Origin of the sequence: Paraburkholderia domus (assembly GCF_905220705.1) — a bacterium.
Lineage (GTDB): Bacteria > Pseudomonadota > Gammaproteobacteria > Burkholderiales > Burkholderiaceae > Paraburkholderia > Paraburkholderia domus.
Window position 1 is genome coordinate 199834 of the sequence record NZ_CAJNAT010000004.1, and the last position, 17457, is coordinate 217290.

15 protein-coding genes are annotated in these 17457 nt (G+C 59.6%); 11 read left to right on the forward strand and 4 right to left on the reverse strand.

Annotation, left to right across the window (positions count from 1 at the left end; translation table 11 throughout):
- The first annotated feature begins 220 nt into the window (after window positions 1-220).
- Entirely contained in the window at window positions 221-1114 is an 894-nt protein-coding gene (locus KHO31_RS11145) for an SDR family oxidoreductase (protein ID WP_211623313.1), read from the forward strand.
- A gap of 386 nt (window positions 1115-1500) precedes the next feature.
- Here the strand turns inward: KHO31_RS11145 and KHO31_RS11150 are convergent, their stop codons facing one another.
- Window positions 1501-2439, reverse strand: coding sequence for a LysR family transcriptional regulator (locus tag KHO31_RS11150; RefSeq protein WP_211623315.1), 939 nt, complete (start codon window positions 2437-2439; stop codon window positions 1501-1503).
- Window positions 2440-2621: 182 nt separating this feature from the next.
- Between KHO31_RS11150 and KHO31_RS11155 the strand changes: the two genes are divergently transcribed.
- From KHO31_RS11155 to KHO31_RS39245, 4 genes are read left to right on the forward strand one after another with little or no spacing between them, the layout of a single operon-like run.
- Window positions 2622-3722 (forward strand): porin, encoded by a 1101-nt coding sequence (locus KHO31_RS11155; RefSeq protein WP_268962261.1) that lies wholly within the window; start codon window positions 2622-2624, stop codon window positions 3720-3722.
- Between the two features lie 59 nt (window positions 3723-3781).
- Window positions 3782-5224, forward strand: a complete 1443-nt coding sequence (locus KHO31_RS11160) for a carboxylesterase family protein (RefSeq protein WP_211623317.1) — start codon at window positions 3782-3784, stop codon at window positions 5222-5224.
- 44 nt (window positions 5225-5268) lie between these two features.
- Window positions 5269-6546, forward strand: coding sequence for an MFS transporter (locus KHO31_RS39240; protein WP_236071182.1), 1278 nt, complete (start codon window positions 5269-5271; stop codon window positions 6544-6546).
- A complete protein-coding gene (locus tag KHO31_RS39245) occupies window positions 6546-6899 on the forward strand; it encodes an isochorismatase family protein (protein ID WP_236071208.1) in 354 nt (117 codons plus the stop codon). Before KHO31_RS39240 ends, KHO31_RS39245 begins: the two co-directional genes overlap by 1 nt.
- A gap of 227 nt (window positions 6900-7126) precedes the next feature.
- On the opposite strand, the gene KHO31_RS11170 is transcribed toward KHO31_RS39245, so the two are convergent.
- Window positions 7127-7825 carry a substrate-binding domain-containing protein gene (locus KHO31_RS11170; protein ID WP_211623318.1) on the reverse strand — a complete coding sequence of 233 codons (699 nt, stop codon included), beginning with the start codon at window positions 7823-7825 and terminating at the stop codon, window positions 7127-7129.
- A 217-nt stretch (window positions 7826-8042) separates the two neighbouring features.
- On the opposite strand from KHO31_RS11170, the gene KHO31_RS11175 reads away from it, so the two are divergent.
- The 3 genes from KHO31_RS11175 to KHO31_RS11185 all read left to right on the forward strand — a co-directional run bounded on the left by KHO31_RS11175 (window position 8043) and on the right by KHO31_RS11185 (window position 12353).
- Complete coding sequence (locus tag KHO31_RS11175) at window positions 8043-8324, forward strand: hypothetical protein (RefSeq protein WP_236061360.1); 282 nt, start codon at window positions 8043-8045, stop codon at window positions 8322-8324.
- Window positions 8325-9141: 817 nt separating this feature from the next.
- Window positions 9142-10209: an alanine racemase gene (gene alr, locus KHO31_RS11180; RefSeq protein ID WP_201074580.1), complete on the forward strand. Its 1068-nt coding sequence runs from the start codon at window positions 9142-9144 to the stop codon at window positions 10207-10209.
- Between the two features lie 209 nt (window positions 10210-10418).
- Entirely contained in the window at window positions 10419-12353 is a 1935-nt protein-coding gene (locus KHO31_RS11185) for a putative bifunctional diguanylate cyclase/phosphodiesterase (protein ID WP_211623321.1), read from the forward strand.
- A gap of 190 nt (window positions 12354-12543) precedes the next feature.
- On the opposite strand, the gene KHO31_RS11190 is transcribed toward KHO31_RS11185, so the two are convergent.
- Both KHO31_RS11190 and KHO31_RS11195 read right to left on the reverse strand, forming a co-directional pair.
- Window positions 12544-13167, reverse strand: coding sequence for a hypothetical protein (locus KHO31_RS11190; protein WP_211623323.1), 624 nt, complete (start codon window positions 13165-13167; stop codon window positions 12544-12546).
- Window positions 13168-13197: 30 nt separating this feature from the next.
- Entirely contained in the window at window positions 13198-13755 is a 558-nt protein-coding gene (locus KHO31_RS11195) for a hypothetical protein (RefSeq protein ID WP_201074583.1), read from the reverse strand.
- A gap of 286 nt (window positions 13756-14041) precedes the next feature.
- Between KHO31_RS11195 and KHO31_RS11200 the strand changes: the two genes are divergently transcribed.
- The 3 genes from KHO31_RS11200 to KHO31_RS11210 all read left to right on the forward strand — a co-directional run bounded on the left by KHO31_RS11200 (window position 14042) and on the right by KHO31_RS11210 (window position 17295).
- On the forward strand, window positions 14042-14461 hold the full coding sequence (locus KHO31_RS11200; RefSeq protein ID WP_201074584.1) for a hypothetical protein: 420 nt from the start codon (window positions 14042-14044) through the stop codon (window positions 14459-14461).
- A 363-nt stretch (window positions 14462-14824) separates the two neighbouring features.
- The gene (locus KHO31_RS11205; protein WP_201123114.1) at window positions 14825-16939 is read left to right on the forward strand and encodes a phosphocholine-specific phospholipase C; all 2115 of its coding nucleotides are present in this window, start codon (window positions 14825-14827) and stop codon (window positions 16937-16939) included.
- A 131-nt stretch (window positions 16940-17070) separates the two neighbouring features.
- Window positions 17071-17295, forward strand: a complete 225-nt coding sequence (locus KHO31_RS11210) for a hypothetical protein (protein WP_201074593.1) — start codon at window positions 17071-17073, stop codon at window positions 17293-17295.
- Window positions 17296-17457 lie beyond the last annotated feature (162 nt).

Sequence of the window (17457 nt, forward strand, 5' to 3'; positions counted from 1 at the left end):
GCCGCTGACAGGACTCAGTTTAGGCGGCGCCTATCCTTTTTCTATGCCAATAGCGTGAAATCACAATTGCTGCAAAGCGAACAATGCGGCGCTGCCGCGCCCACAGCGGGTTCGCGGGTATCCCCAGGTTGGAAGAGGTCTGCGGCACGTAGTCGGCACCGACCCCCGCGCGCCCATGACTGCGGAAGCGTATGCTGCTGTAAATCATCGGGAGACGACCATGAACCTTGCTGGCAAGACTCTATTCATGTCCGGTGGCAGTCGCGGCATCGGACTCGCGATTGCACTCAGAGCCGCACGCGACGGCGCGAATGTCGTGATTTGCGCAAAGACCGCCGAGCCGGACCCCCGTCTCGAGGGTACGATTTATACGGCGGCTGCAGCGGTTGAGGCTGCTGGCGGCAAGGCGCTCCCGCTTGTTGTGGATATTCGCGACGAAGAACGCGTGAAAGCAGCCGTTGCCGAGACCGTTGCGTTGTTCGGTGGCATCGATATCCTCGTGAACAATGCCAGTGCCATTCGACTGACTGGCACGCTAGACACACCCGTCAAACGGTACGACCTGATGCACGGGGTCAATGGCAGAGGCACGTTCGTATGCGCGCAAGCGTGCCTGCCGCATCTGCTCAATTCGCCGAACCCGCACATCCTCACGCTGTCGCCGCCACTGGTCAGCGACGCAAAATGGTTTAGCGACTTTCCGGCATACTCCATTGCAAAATACACAATGAGCCTGTTCACACTAGCGCTTGCCGGAGAGTTCAAAGACCGGGGTGTCGCCGTCAATTCGCTATGGCCTCGAACAGCTATCGCGACCGCCGCTGTGCGCAATGAGATTGGCGGCAAGGACATGATTGCAGCATGTCGCAAGCCTGAGATAGTCGCCGACGCGGCCCACTATATCCTGACGCGCCCAGCCAAAGAGTGTTCGGGAAACTTCTTCCTCGACGACGAAGTCCTGCTGGCCGCAGGTGTGCGCGACTTTGCACAGTACGACGTGCAGACTGGGGCGGCATTGCAAGCGGATTTCTTTGTGGAGGCTTTGCCGGGCATGTTGCCGGCGGACAATATGACGAAGCGCGCTTCCCGCAACCCCGCTCAAGCGAGCGGATAGCGGTCGTTGCCCAACACCAGCGCGGTTCGCGACCACCGTCTGCAATCGGCAAGCTATACGGGGCGAACGGGGACAAACGCCCAGCATGCGCCGCTGCACCGGTCCCTACTGAATCCGGAGGAATCATGAGTCGAACGCAAACAGCTTGGCAGCACTGATGACAAATGGTTGGACCCTGACGCGATAGCAAAGGAGTATCTCCACATCTCGTCAGTACCGCAGCGCGTGGACATGGGAGGTCGAACTGCGACCTTGGGTCGAAAATTATTAGTGTAGACATGCCGTTCGTCGCATGGAATCGAATCTCGCAAGGTAGTCCAAATTGACTTACAGGATTTCGGTTCCAACCCGATGATTCCTACGCGGGCTTCTGAGCGGGTCGGCGCCTAGCCCGCACCTTCCTGACAAATCGTCTTGAGCTCGGCGACGAATTTTTCGGCTGCCTCCCGCCCCGGGCTATCCTCCCGCCAGATGGCTGACAGCGGAAGCGTTCCGAATGGTGCGGCGTAGCCAATCCTGCGCAATCCATACAACGCGCCAACTTCATCGATCGCGAAGCCTGGTAATAATGCGATCGTGTCGGTGTGCGCGCAAATCGCGAGATTGATCGTGTAGACGTGCGAGTAAATCACGCGATGCGGCAACGGAACCCGGGCGGCATCGAGTACGTTACGCAAATTCGTCAGCAACACGCTCGGTCCTTCCGGCAGAAACCACGGGAACGCGGCCATTTCTTCCAGCGTGACCGTCTTGCCAACGAGCGGATGATGCGCGCGCCCGACAAATGCGGGACCGCCATCGTGGAACAGCGGTTCGGCACGCAGGACCCCGGGACGGTCAAGGTCGATCCATCGACCGATCACCAGGTCCACGTCACCTGCGTCGAGTTCGGACAGCAATTGCTCCATCGACGCCTGCCGCAGCGTCAGCCCCACGCGCGGCGCCACTTTCCCGAACACATTGACGCAGCGGGACAGCGCCTCCCACCAACCCACCGGTGTAAATACGCCGACCGTCAGCTTGCCCGACTCACCTCTGGACAAGGCGTCGCACTCGTCTTCCGCGCGTTCCAGGTCGGTCATGACCCTGGCGCTATAGCGCATCAGCACTTCACCCTGCAAGGTGGCGCGCGAACCGAACGGTGTGCGTTCGAACAGTTGCGCCCCGATCAGCGTTTCCGCCTCGGTCAGCGCTTTTGAAATCGCGGATTGGCTAAGCGCCAGTTGTTCACTCGCCTTTTGCAGACTGCCCGTGCGCCCGATCTCGTAGATCACCGAGAGGTGTCGCATTTTCAGGCGCCCCACACGTTTTCTGCTGTCTTCCATTCGGTGTTTTCCCGGGCATGAATTTTCTTCATGCCGCTTGCCGGTTAATTCGTTTTTTTGGCGTGCCAAGTGCCAGCAGACTCGGGTTGACGCCGCACTCAGTCACGCCGGAGACAAAACATGGAACCGATTATATCGGCAAGCGTGCGGTGCCCTAATCAACCTTTTCAAGCGGAGTAGCGGTGGGAAAACAACGGATATTTGGCAAATGCTCAACGGCAACGGCCGTCGCATTTGCCTTGAGCGCAACCCACGCCCACGCGCAAAGCAGCGTGGAACTGGGTGGTCTGATCAGCGCCGGTCTGAACTATGCGACCAACGTCGGCGGCAGCGCGTCGACCTATATGAGCCCGGCCGGCGTATTGAGGCCGAACACGTTCTTTCTGCGCGGCACCGAGGATCTCGGCGGCGACCTGAAGTCTGTTTATCTACTCTCGGCTATGTTCAGCATTGCGAACGGCGCCAATGCCGGCGGCAACGGTTCATTGTTTTCTCGCGAATCCTACGTCGGTCTGTCGGACCAATGGGGCACGCTCACTGCGGGTTCGCACCGCGATTTCATGTTCGATTTGTCAGTCGACGGTTATACCGGCGCGTACTACGCGGGCATCGTCGGCGCTCACCAGGGGCCGTTTGCGGGCTTCGGCGTGCCGTACGGTGGCAATGGCGACATGGACTTCGACCGCGTCAACGGCGAGGCGCTCAACAACAGTGTGAAATTCAGGTCGGCGAATTTCAACGGACTGACGTTTGGCGCGATGTACGGTTTCGGCGGGCAGGCGGGACGATTCGGCGCGTCCTCGTCAAGCAGCTTCGGAGCCAATTATTCCAACGCACTGCTGGGTGTTGGCGCGGCTTATACGATGGCCAAATATCCGCAACTCAATAATGGCAGCGACGGAATCCGGAATATCGGCGTCGGCGCCAATATTCGCCCCGCGCCGTGGAAGCTGGCCGTGCTCGCTACCTGGTCAAGGAACACCGCGACCGGCGGTCAGATCGCCGCCTACGACGCAACAGTCGGCTTTGACTTCACCCCCGCGATCGGCGCGAGCCTGACCTACACCTACATGGACGGCAACGCGGTGTTGCAGGACAAACATGCGCAGAGCCTCGCGGGCACTGTCAATTACAACCTCTCCCGGCGTACCACGGTTTATGCGGAAGTCGTCGCGCAACGCGCGACGGGTCCGGGTGCTAAAGCACAGATCAACGGCACGCCGGGCGCATCGAGTTCCGGCAACCAGATCGTTACCTCATTAGGTATCCAGACGGTATTTTAGGCGATCGTCTTCCTCTGTCCGCTTCCCATTTTCTCTGATAACCAACCAGATCAATAGCCATGCAACATTTTTCCAGCCAAGCCGCGCCCGTTGTCGAAACCCTCTCCGGCAAGGTCCGCGGCCACGTAACCGACGGCGTCGGAATCTGGCTCGGCGTACCTTACGGCGCGGCCACCGGTGAACTCGGCCCCTTCGCCGAAGTCGAGACGGCGCCCGCGTGGGAAGGCACGCTCGATTGCGGCGGCTTGCCAGCGGTATTCACACAGCCACAAAGCAGACTCGCGGAAGTCATGGGCCCAGCCATCGATGCGTCTCCCCAATCGGATCAGGCATTTACCGTCAACGTTTTCGCGCCGCAAGACGCGCAAGGACTTCCGGTGCTCGTGTTCGTGCACGGCGGCGGCTTCAGTTCAGGCGGCGGCACGCGCTGGTACAACGGTAGTGCGTTGGCGCGCAACGGCAACATGGTCGTTGTGACCGTCAACTACCGGCTCGGCATCTGGGGCAATTTATCCGCACCGGACGCGCCCTCCAACAATGCCGTGCGGGACGTGCTGGCCGCGTTGCGCTGGATCGCCGCGAATATCAAGGCATTTGGTGGCGATGCGGACAACGTCACGCTGTCGGGCCAGTCCGCCGGGGCGGTACTGACCCGCTTGCTCACCTTGTGCACCGAGGCAAAGGGCCTTTTCAAGCGCGCCATCATGCTTAGCTGCCCAGGGCGCCTGGGCGCGACGGCGGACGACATCGGGGACGCGACACATCACGTCATGAAAATTCTCGGTGTGCACAATATTGCGGCCTTGGCACGCGAATCGTCGGCACGCGTCCTCGATGCAGTGATGACAGCCACCCGGGAGCGTGCCGTACCGGGTTCGGTCACGCCACTCTTTCGCCCCTATACCGATGGCGTGTTGCTACGCGACTGGATGGACGATCTGGATACGGCCGCCGGGCGCGCGCATTGCAGTGAAATCATGGTCGGCTTTACGCGTGAGGAGTTCACATCGTTCCTATGGCAACAAGCTGAGGCAATCAACGATGCACCGGACTCCGTCCTTGACTGGTATCGCCATGCGTATGGTGCGGACGCCGTAGTGCGGTATCGCCAGATGGCTTTGCACCGGACCGGCGCGACACCTTATACCCAATGGGTCGATGGATTGTCGGAACAGATTTTCGGGCTGCCCGCCGTGACGCTGGCGAGTACCTATGCTGAACACGGACAGGCATTCGCCTATCGCTTCGATCTTCAGACTCGCAAGCCGCATCTATACGCCCCGCACTGTCTCGAACTGCCGTTCTTCTTCGACAATCTGACCGACTGGTTCGATGCGCCGATGCTTGAAGGCTTCAGCAACGATGAGTTGCAACCGCTCGCTTCCCGCTTTAGCGCCGGCGTCGCGAGTTTCGTTCGAACTGGCAACCCCGGTCTCGACGGATGGCGTGCCTTTTCCGGCACCGGGCCGTTTCTGATGTCTTTCGACAAAGACCCGGTGTAGCCGCGGACTCAATACCTCCCACACCATCCTGAAAGAGCGGAACCATGAAACCTGTGTCACCTGTGCAAATCGCTTCGCCGCTATCGGTGGTCGACGCGAAGTTATGGATGCTCGGCCTTGTCTGCTTCTGCGTGATGGCCGTGGACGGCTTCGATACGGCGGCGATCGCATACGTCGCGCCGACACTTGCTCGCGAATGGAACATCGCGCATGCGGCGCTCACGCCTGCCTTTGTCGCTACGAGTATAGGTGCGGTCCTCGGCTATGTGTCGAGCGGCGCGCTCGTGGCACGCCTCGGGCGGCGCCGTCTCATCGTGCTTGCTATCGTGGCGTTCGCGTTGCTCTCTCTCGGCACCACGCTTGCCGGTTCGATCATGAGCATCTCTGTGATTCGACTCGTCACCGCGGTCTGCCTCGGCTGGGCGGTGCCGGCTACGATCTCCTGTATCGCCGACCATGCCGGGGAGCAAACTCGCGCTGCGGCAACTATCGCCGCTACAACCGGCTTGTCAGCCGGTGCCGGGTTGGGCGGTTTGCTGGCGTCGCTGCTGATTGCGCATCATGGCTGGCAGTCAGTTTTCATAGCAGGCGGGATCCTGCCGCTCGCGCTGCTGCCTTTTGTCTGGGTCGCGCTCGGTGGAACCGACCACCGTCAGCACGCGGACGCTTCTTCGTACGGCGTGGTAACGCAGGATTCGGCTAAGTCATCGAGCATCGCAGCGCTGTTTCATGGTCAGTTTGCATTCCAGACGATCGTCATCTGGTCCATCGCATTCGTGGCCTTTCTCGTGACTTATCAATTCATGTTCTGGGTGCCGACCTTGCTCGTCTCGTACGGATTTTCGCCGGCAAGTGCAGCCTTGGGTTCAGCGGCCAATGCAATCGGCGGTATCGCGGGAAATATGGCGTTGTTGCTGTTTGTCGGGCGATACGGGGTGCAGCGATCGTTAATGGTTACCGCGTGTCTCGCGATCGGATGCATTGTCTGCCTCGGTTTGCTGACGGTGGAGGGGAGCGCTGTGTTGCTGCTCATTGTCGGGGTGGGCGCGGGCACGACCAGCGCCTGCGTCGGGCAAGCAACGTTAGCGGTCATGGCGTATCCGCCGGCCCTACGCACGACCGGGGTGGGTTGCGCCGCCGCTGCGGGGCGCGTCGGCGCAGTGGTTGGCCCCGCAATCGGCGGGATTCTGCTAACGCTTGGCTTCGCGCCGCAGCGAATCGTTTTGGTCAGCTGCCTGCCGATCTTCCTGATCGTTGGCCTGCTCGCAATTTCGCAGTTCCAGTCACGGCGAGCGGAACGTGTCTGCGCGGGGATCGACTGATCGAGAGTACTCCTGGTCATGGTCACGCGACGATGCCCGACGGCATGTGGGGTCCCACGATCCCTGAAGTGACTGCCGCGCTTCCTGGTGTCCCGATGATCAGCCGAACCTCGATCAATGCCTGGGACGATCCGAATGTGCGGGCGGCGATCGAGAAGACTGGCCGCAAGCAGATTCTGATCGCAGGCGTTTCGCTGGAGGTGTGTGCGGGCATTCCGGTGACCGACTATGCCACGGCGGGTGTGGAAATGCTGCATGGCAACGACGATCCGAAGGCGCAGCAGGTGTATGCCGATCTTGACATGCCGTTCGCCGACCTGGTGTGGAAGCTCAAGAACGCCTCGCGCAAGTAAGGCAACAACCGGACTCGGCGAGGGCGAACAGCATCCTCGTCCGAACAACCTCGAAGCTATTTCACATGGCCGGTCCGACCTTTGCGGCGCATCCGCATGCTGGAATTCCGGCGATGACCTGCGTGTTCGAGGACGCGATAGGGGGGCATGTCAATTCGTGATTCCGCGACCTGGACGCTCTGCCGAAGAGCCGTCCAGCGAAACGTGAACGCCGTGGCGCGTAGACTCTATTGGCGCGCGACCGGCGTGAACCCGTAACGTGTGAGTACGTCCTGTGCCTCCGGACTCATCAGATACAAGGCAAGCCGGTAAGCGGCGTTGCGGGTGGCAGCGGTCTGCGGCAGTTCCAGGACAGTCATCCCATAGTCGGCGGAGATGCTGAGGTTGGCCGGGAGTTCGACCTGCACAAGGGTCGAATCGGGCGTTGTTTCGTGAGAGCTGCAATAGCCAATGAAGACGTCGACACGCCGCGTCGACATAAAGTACTTCACGGGACTCTGACCCACTGGAACCTGAGGCGCTGCTGCACCACCCACCAGTTGCTGCGCTTTCGCCTCCAGAATCTGCTTTGCTCCGGGGCGCACTGAGTCAGCCTTTGCGAACAACTCCCATGCATAGTCACCGCCCGGGTCTGCCTTCGGTGTTGAAGTGCCGATCTTTATATTCGGATCCAGCAGTTTGTCGAGCAGATTATCGGTTGTGAGGCCGACGTCCGGTCGGGCCTGGACACAAACCCGATTCCTTGCAAAGACAACAGTGGGGGCAGCCTTTCCTTCTGTCGTCAAGCGCTGCGGATGCGCCATATTGGCGGAAACGAGGGTGAGCGCCTGAAAGGCATTGATAAAGCGAGTCATGGAACCTTGAGGTAACCACTTTTGTGTCGTTGTATCGAGATATATATAACGCAATGCATGAGCCTTCAACAAGTAGTGGCCAGTGATAGATGGAATCAGGCCAAAGTTCCGTCCATGCAAATCAACACGCTTTTGCCCATCTCAAACGCATCCTGGAGCTGGACCGTCTGCGACTGCGGGGGCGGACTTTGAATATGTAGGCAGGTTTACCACCTTCAGCGGCATCGCGAAGACCTGGACTAAACTCTGAGAACAACCGGCGACGGTGCCTCACGAGGAGACAGATGTCATGGAACGCTCTGCATTTCTCGCTGCCACCCGGCAGTTGGCAGCAGCAGCCGAAATTCTAGCCAAGGCCGGTCCCGAAGACTGGCGGTTCGACGCTTTCCAGACGCTCGCGTTCTTTCGCCGATACGATAATCCCGGTCCCAGTTTGAACGCGGTCGCAACGTCCGACGACGAGTTGTTCGCGCGCACAGGGCACGCCGCACTCACTTTGGCTGGACGTAATGAGTTTGCCGCCGCGCATGAGCTTCTTAAGCAGGCCCGATCGCTTTTGCCGGCAACATGAGTGCAGCTGGCGTTTCTGCTAGTCCAAGATGACGAGCAGTCCAGGTCGCCACAAAGCGAGCCAACGCAGACGGGGTGAGGCCTTGGGTTTGAACAGCGAGGAGCCAGTCATGCTTTCTGAAAGGAAGCGGAGGTAGTATCCGGCGACTGATTCTGGCGTGACATGTACTGTCGTCGGGCATGGCATACCCATAGACGACCGTACACGCTCGAGCAATCAACTGTGCCGTCGATGCTGCTGTGTTAGCGCGCCGACTCGCACACCCGCAATATATCGAGAGCTCGAAATGGACACTTACATCTTGTTAGGCTGTGGCTTTGGTGCGGCTCTGCTGATTGCAATCTGGGGAATCTGGAATCTTAGGTAATCCGCAAAACAGGCACCCGAAGAGCAGGTGACGAAGAATGCAGATTGCGCGAAAGAGCGCGTAACCGAATACGTGCGTCCGGCCACCCAATAGGTAAGGATCGCTAACGTATTCAGAAAGACGTTCCGGCACCGGAGTGCCCCTCATGCTTTCCCAGGCCTCGAAGGCCTGGGCAGTACACGTGGGCAGGACCGATCAAAACGTTGGGGATTGAACGTGATCGCGTGGTTCTGGACGACCGAACCCCGGCTGCCACTCAGGCGCTCAGCATGTTCGCCGTCAGTGGATTGAGGCAAGCGGCCGGGAAATAAACCTAAAAATCAATTTAATACAGTAACAAAAACTGGCTTCAGCTAGATACGATAGTGGAAAACGCTGCCTGTCGGCCATAACACTGGTCCTTAATAACGGGCATCCATTCCCTTTCTAAACAAGCCCTCAACGCCTCCTATGCCACGCCCGATCGTTGCACAGATTCATCCCGACGCAGTCAGCCACAACCTCTCCCTCGTCAAGCAGCGGGCGCCTCGATCACGGGCTTGGGCCGTAGTCAAAGCCAACGCATATGGGCACGGAATCGATCGCGTTTTCCCGGCACTCGCGAATGCGGACGGTATCGCGCTGCTCGATCTCGACGAAGCGGTCCGTGTGCGCGAGTTGGGTTGGACCAAGCCGATTCTTCTTCTCGAAGGTGTTTTCAGGCCAGATGACGTGCAAATCGCCCAGCAGTTCGATCTTTCCATGGCCGTGCATTGCCGTGAGCAACTCGATCTGTTGCGCTTGTCGCCGTCACGTGAACGCGTCAATGTGCATCTGAAGATGAACTCGGGGATGAATCGCCTTGGATTCCGGCCCGACGCGTACCGCGCCGCGTGGGAGGAGGCCCGCTCGATTCCCGGCATTGCGGATATCACGCTGATGAGCCACTTCGCGAATGCTGACGACGGCGACGTGGCATGGCAGATGGATCGCTTCGATGCGGTGACGCACGGCATACCGGGTCAACGAAGTCTCGCGAATTCAGCGGCCGTTCTGTGGCATCCCCAGGCGCATCGTGACTGGGTGCGCCCGGGTGTCGTGCTGTACGGCGGCTCGCCCACCGGTCAGTCGCGCCACATTCACGACGTGGGCTTGCGTGCTTCGATGACGCTCAAGAGCGAAGTGATCGGCGTGCAGTCATTGTCGGCCCAGGAAACAGTCGGTTATGGCCGTGCTTTCGCCGCGAATACCGACATGCGCATCGGCGTGGTGGCATGCGGGTATGCGGATGGATACCCCCGGCACGCGTCGACAGGGACGCCAATCGCTATCGACGGAATCATGACGCACGTGGTTGGCCGCGTCTCAATGGACATGCTCACGGTTGACCTGACGCCGTGCCCGCAAGCGCAGGTTGGTTCAAAGGTCGAACTGTGGGGCGAGCAGGTCAAGATCGACGACGTCGCTCATGCGTCGGGGACGATCGGGTACGAACTGATGTGCGCTTTGGCAAAACGGGTGCCTGTGGAAGTCGCCTGAATGACTTTCTGTCTCGCCGGAGCGTGAGACAGTCAGTCAGGCCTAGGGATAATCGCGTATTCAGCCGCAATGCGGCGCGATATCGTGGCTGTATAGGCGTCGTGGTGTCTAAAGCAGCGCAATAGCATTGCAACCTGACATTTTAAGTTTACGTAATAATCGCGAGGCGCGTACGATTCGACTCACTAACCATTAAAAATGCGTAGGTCATGGCTTTCAGCGAACCAAGGTCTCCATTTTTCAAGTGGGTCGTGTCCTCCGCTCAGGATCTGAGCGCGGAGAATCGGCAAATATTGCTGGCCAACCTGTTCACGCGAACCGCGTCGATTGTATTTGCGTCGATTTGCGAAATCAGTGTTTGCGCGACCGCGTTCTATTTTTATCCAAAAGTCCTTTACGCAGGCTGGGGCGGCGCCGTCGTTGCGTTGCTGATAGCTCGCCTCGCGTTGATCTGGCTGTGCTGCCGGCGCAGCGCTCATAATCAGCCGACACCCACATCGGCATTCCTTTTCGCGAGCCTTCTGTGGAGCGCGCTATTCGGGTTCGGCACTTTCTTGTGCAATATCAGCGGGGATCAGACGCTTTTCCTGCTCGGCAACGTTTGCGCGGTGGGTGTAATCGGCGGGCTGGCTGGACGAAACGCCGGGACACCCCGCCTCGTGCTGCTGCAGATTTCGTTCATTCTCGGGTTTTTAGGCGTGGGGGCGGCGCTTTCTCCGGGCTCTGGCAAGCTCGTGCTGCTGTTTCAGGCGCCATTTTGCGCAGCGGGCTTCTTCACGGTTGCGCTGCGCAGCAACCGTGACACCGTTGCGTTGCTGCTGGCGCGCGAAAACAGCCATCGCCTTGCCCATCACGACAGCCTCACCGGCCTGCCCAATCGCGCGCGTATCAGCGAGCTCCTGCTGGAGCGCACCGAGGCAGGCTTGCGGCGTCAGGATCAATTGTTTGCTGTTCTACTGATCGATCTCGACGGCTTCAAGGCGATCAATGACAGCCTGGGCCATGCCGCCGGCGATCAGATCCTGCAGGAAGCGGCGGTTCGATTGCGTGAAGTGCTGCCGGCCGGCGATCTCGTGGGACGGCTGGCCGGCGACGAGTTCGTCGCCATTTCCGACGGCACGGGGCTGAACCGCGACGTGCGCTTGCTGGCGGACCGGATCGTCAAGACGCTGGCGCGACCTTTCGCGCTCAGCGAGGCGCTGGTGCATATCGGCGCGAGCGTTGGCGTCTCGCTCTATCCGGAACACGCCAGGACCGGACCGCAATTGTTGATCTGCGCGGATCGCGCCTTGTATTCGGTCAAGCGCAGCGGCAAAAGTGCGTTCGCGCTCTTCGATGCCAGCAAGCACGCATCCCACGAGAGTCTGAGCCTTCTGCGCAGCGACCTGGAAGGCGCCCTGCAGTCCTTTAGCGGTTTGCGGATGGAGTATCAGCCCATCGTCGATCTCAGTGACGGGACGATTTCAGGCCGCGAAGCATTGATTCGTTGGAATCACCCGACCCGCGGCGAACTCCCTCCTTCGGCATTCATTCCGACCGCCGAACGGACGGGTCTCATCCTCGCGTTGGGCGAGTGGGCGTTGCTGCAATCATGCACGGAAGCTGCAAACTGGCGTGACGGCGTGACCGTCGCGGTTAATGTCTCGCCGGTGCAGTTGCGGGAGGAAACGTTTGCGTCGGCCGTCGCGGCGATCCTTCATAAGACCAGGCTGCCGCCGGCGCGCCTGAATATCGAGGTCACTGAAACGGTGCTGCTGAACGACGATACGGTCACCCGGCGTAACGTCGGGAAGCTTCGCGCGCTGGGAATCGGGCTCGCGCTCGATGACTTTGGCACCGGCTTTTCGACGATGTCGACTCTCGTGCACTTCTCGTTCGACAAGCTCAAGATCGACAGTTCATTCGTCAAGGAGTCGGTACATCGGCGTGAATCCGCTGCTGTGGTTCGCGGGATTGTGGCTTTGGCGCGGGAAATCGGCATGCCGACCACGGCGGAAGGTATCGAGACGCAGGAGCAGCTGGATTTTGTGCGCGTCTGCGGATGCACGCACGCTCAAGGTTTTCTTCTCGGTAAGCCGGTACGGGGCGAAGAGATTCCGCAGCTCGACTCAAGGCTCGCTGCGCATTCCACGGATAAGGGATGAGAGGTGGCGTTGCAGATGAACGGCTTGCCTGAAACCAGCTTGAACTAGCTGCATTGCCAACTCACGCGCGCCAGGCCATTGAACAACGATTCACGTCGAAGGATTGCGCACTGTCTGGCGGGAGTCGTTCTCGCGCGACTGCGCACCGCGCCCGCTGAATCCAGCGGGCGCTGAACATGGCGGCCTGCTCTTACTGACGCAGTTCCGGCGAATCCTGCATGGCTGCCTGCAGCTTCTGCACGGCGTCAATTGTCGCGCGTTGTGCGGCGAGACCGAAGTTGCGCTTGAATTCGCTAAACTCCGCGTGACCGCTGCCCGTTACTTCCTTTTTCGTCACGAGCTTGCCGCTCGGATCTGTCACAGTACAGACAAGCGTCACCGAAAAATCGGTCGGCGGCCAGGTCAGGATGCTCGGCGACGAAGACGTGGTTGAGATTGTCGGCGTGACCACATAGCTCAGGCTTTTTGATTGAGCCATTGCCTGATCAGGCGCGACATTCAGCTTCACAACATTGCTGAACACCTGGCTGAGTTCGACATAGATCGGAAGTTCCAGATCGCGATACGGTTTGTAGGCCACCTTGTCGCCGCCACCGCCTGGCGTGACGACTTCCTTTGCGCGCAGTTCGTCGGTAATGACGAGCCCAACCGTCTTGTTGATCGGCGCCGTTTGGGTCGTCGACGTTGCCGCGGTCGTGGTGGTCGCGGTGAGCGCCGCCGGGTCGCCGGAGATGGTGATGTCGTGTGCGCAACCTGCGAGCGACGCAATTGCGCCGGTGACCGCGATACTGCGAATAAGATGCATCAGCTTCATGATGATTTCTGGTCTTTGAGAAGAGAGGGATTACTGGATGGCTTGCATGAACGCGGGATCCGCATAGAGCGACGCGAGCAGTTTCTGGACGATGAGCGGATACTCCTGTGTCGCCCTCGGAATCGCAATCGCGGCTGCGAACGACGAATCCCATTGCGTCGTCGCGCTCTTCACGCTGTCGTATCGCACGTCGGCGCCGCGCTTGACAATGAAGCGTGCGGTGATCGTGCCCGTCGCCGTGCCGATGTTGGCATCGACGTTATTCTTCAGCAGCACGCCGCTCAGTTCGACCTTGGCATCGGGTGAAAGCGCGCGGGCGATCGTCAGTTCCTGCTGTAGCGCGCTGGAAAGGTACTGGGCAAATGAATCGCCAACGGGCGAGGTCATTCGATTCGCGCGCAGTTGCACGGATGAGTGATCGCCATCGCTTGCGTCGTTGGTGAAAGTGCCGAGACGCGTTGCCAACGGAGAGGCGTTCTTAAGCGTCTGGATATTGTCCACGGAAGCCGAATAGGGCGGCGCGGCAACCGAGCACGCGGCGAGCGCGACAACGGGGATGAAAAGGAGAATCCTTCGTAGGGCAAACATGGGCTTCTAATGCCTCTTTGGTTATGGTCAAAATGAGGTGGCCAGCCGCCTCGACTCTTATCTAAAGCTAAAGGGCGGTTCACTTGTTATCGGCAAGCCCCGCGAAAAATTGACAGAAGGGTTATTCTCTTTTTTTGCAGTTGAAAGTAAATCGTAATGAACGTATGCGACAAGCATTGGCGGGCTGATTCAGAATTAACCGGTCCCTGCCCGGCAATTGCACTATTGCCAATAGCACTGACTCATTTCCGCTAGCGCGCGCTCTTGATTCGATACCGAGGCAGACATGGAACCCACATGGCAATTCCAATTAAGGATCACCGTCTCACCCGCGCTTGCAAACGATCTGCGCGCAGACCTGGCGAGTACTTCGCATGCCGCGCTTCGTGATGTACTGCGCAGGCACAACGCGACCTTGAAGTGTCAGTTCGACGCTTTTGCCGACTACGTAAGAGAAGCGGAAAAGCAGGGGCCGGAAAACTATCCGCTTTATCAGTGGACCCGGCAGACAATTGAGAATCCGGAAAAGAAGGCGAAGTACTTGCAGTCGTTCACTGTCTACGTGAATGGCGACGAGATATATGGCCAGGAAATCGCCGACGTAATGGAAGCCGAACTGCGGACACTGATCAGTAACGACGGCATTGAAAGCGTCGCCAGGTTCGATACCAATCCAGCGAATAACCCGCAGCCGCCCAGGCGCTAGCGATGACACGCAGTCCACCTGCTTTCCAACACGACACTCGCGTGTAACAAACAGTAATTATCTTCTCGGCACCGCTGGCGTCTGAGCGCAGCGGCTGTCGACGCGCGATCGCGTCCGTCATTCTTTTCCACGGAGACACTCATGCCGACACCGGCATTCCGGCCTTTTGCGCTCATCGTCCTCAGTGCTGTGACAGTACTGCTCGGTGCGTGCGGCGACGGCGTATCGTCCCCTGCGCCGACTCCTGCTGCATCGGCCAAGGCAGCATGCGGCAATGCCCCCGTGGCCAGCGCGCACATGAGTTGCCCGCCGGGCTTTGTCCCGCCCGCCTCCTGAGTTCCGAATTCAAATTAGGTCCATCGCATGGTCACCAAAACTCGTCGAGATTTTCTGAAGCTGTCCGCCGGACTAGCGGGCGCGACAGCTGCCACCACCCTGTTTCCCGAATCGATTCGCAAGGCGTTGGCAATCGAGCCGAGTTCGGTCTCCGGCACCATTCAGGACGTGCAGCACATCGTCGTCTTCATGCAGGAGAACCGCTCGTTCGATCACTATCTCGGTCACCTGAGCGGTGTGCGCGGCTATAACGACCGCTTCCCCGTGACGCTGCCGAACGGCCAGCCGGTGTGGTTCCAGCCGCGCCAGGAGGATCCGACGAAAGTGATCGCGCCGTTCCGCTACGACACGACCAATCCGAACGTCAACGCGCAATGTATCGGCGGCTTGCCGCACACGTGGGCCACCACGCACGGTGCGATCGATAGCGGCCGCGCCGACAAGTGGGCCGTGCAGAAGAGCAACATGACGATGGGCTATCACGTGCGCGAGGACATTCCGTTCCATTACGCGCTCGCCGACGCCTTCACCGTGTGCGACAACTACTTCTGTTCGATCCCGGGCAACACACACCCGAACCGCATGTATCTGATGACCGGGATGGTCGACCCGCTCGCCACAGGTGGCGGCCCGCTACTCGACAACACCGACTTCATCGACAACCAGTTCGACAGCATCAAGCTGCAGCCCTTCAACTGGACCACCTATCCTGAGCGCCTGGAAAAGGCGGGCATCTCGTGGCAGATCTATCAGCAGGGCACCGGTTTCGATAATTTCAGCGGCAATTACGGCACGAACATGCTGGCCTCGTTCCAGAACTTCGTGAACGCGCCGGCGGGTTCGTCGCTGCAGAATAGAGGGATGAGTACGCGCACACTGACGCAACTGAAGGCCGACGTGCAGGCTAATGCGTTGCCTCAAGTGTCCTGGTTGTTGCCGCCCGCCGCGTATTCAGAGCATCCGAAGTTCACGCCGCTCTACGGCGCCAATTACATCTCGACGATCCTCGATGCACTGACGTCGAATCCCGACGTCTGGAGCAAGACGGTTCTCTTCATCATGTATGACGAGAACGACGGTTTCTTCGATCACGTGGTGCCGCCGCAAGCACCTACATTGCCGGGCTCCGGCATGAGCACGGTGGACATCACGCTCGAACGGCATAACGTGGTGACCGCGACGCAAGCGGGCACTTACACCGCCGACAATCTGCCATACGGCCTCGGTCCGCGCGTGCCGATGACCGTGGTGTCGCCATGGTCGAAGGGCGGCTTCGTCTGCTCGCAGGTATTCGATCACACCTCCGTGCTGCAATTCATCGAAAAGCGTTTCGGCGTTATCGAAACCAATATCTCGCCATGGCGCCGCGCGGTCTGCGGCGATCTGACCACGGCGCTCGATTTTTCGAAATCTGACGCGACCGTGCCGTCGCTGCCGAGTACGCAAACCTACGTCGCACAGGCCGATATGCAATGCGCGCGTTCGACCGCGCAGGCCGCGCCCGCCAGCACCGCTCAGCAGTTGGTGACGGCGCAGGAGGCCGGTACGCGGCCCGCGCGCGCGCTGCCGTATGAGTTGCATGTGAACGGGCAGTTGCAGGCGCAAGGGTATGCGCTGACGTTCGCGAATACCGGCACGCAGGGCGCGCATTTCTGGGTGTACACGGGCGACCCGACCGCGATGCCGCGTCGCTACACCGTTGAAGCTGGCAAGCAGTTGACCGATACGTGGGCGTTCGACGCGAGCGGCAATTACATGGTGAACGTCTACGGTCCGAACGGCTACTTCCGGCGCTTCGCGGGCTCGTCGACTGCGGATGCTGCCGCGAAGCCGGATGTCGTGACGTGTTACGACGTGGCCAACGGCAACGTCTATGTCACGCTGTTCAATGCGGGAACGACGCCGCTCACGGTCACCGCGTCCGACGTCGCCTATGGCCAGGCGCCGCTCACGCTGACCGTGCCTGCGGGGAAGAGCGTGGAGGCGCATTGGGACCTCTCATGCAGCAGTCAGTGGTATGACTTTCAATTGACTGTTGCGGGCAATGCGGGCTGGTTACGGCGCATTGCGGGCCATGTCGAGACGGGCCAAACCAGCATTACCGATCCGGCAGCAACCGCGCCGGTGACGAAGGCGATTTAGGCGCGCGGATCCGACATTTCTTTCATTGTCATTTCGGAGTGGGCGCAAACTGGTAAATCAGTTTTACATTTGGCGACAAGGCGTCAAGTTCGTGAGAGGATGGCAATTCACTTTTTCTCGCGGAGGGCGAAATGGGACTCTTGGACGAAGTAGGCAAGATCGCTGGGGCAGTAGCAGCCGTTGAGGCGGCGGAAAAAGTCGATCCGGAAGCAGGCCTGCTAACGAAGGGCGTTGCCGCGATTGCGGGCTTTGAAGGCGCCGGTGCATTGGAGTCGTTGGTCGAGAAGAAAGACGGCGAGAAGCAGGACGACGCCGACAATGCTCAAGCCACAGACGATACGAATCCTCAGACGTGATTGTTGCGCGGTGAGCGGGCCAGTCCTTTGCAGGACTGGCCCGTTTTTTATGGTGAGTCGGGACCGACATCTGCCGCAACGCAATCATGGAAACCGGTCGGCGGGATGTCGGATAGCAGCACGATCTTCCTGACCTCGGCCCTCCATCGCGCGGTCCTCGTT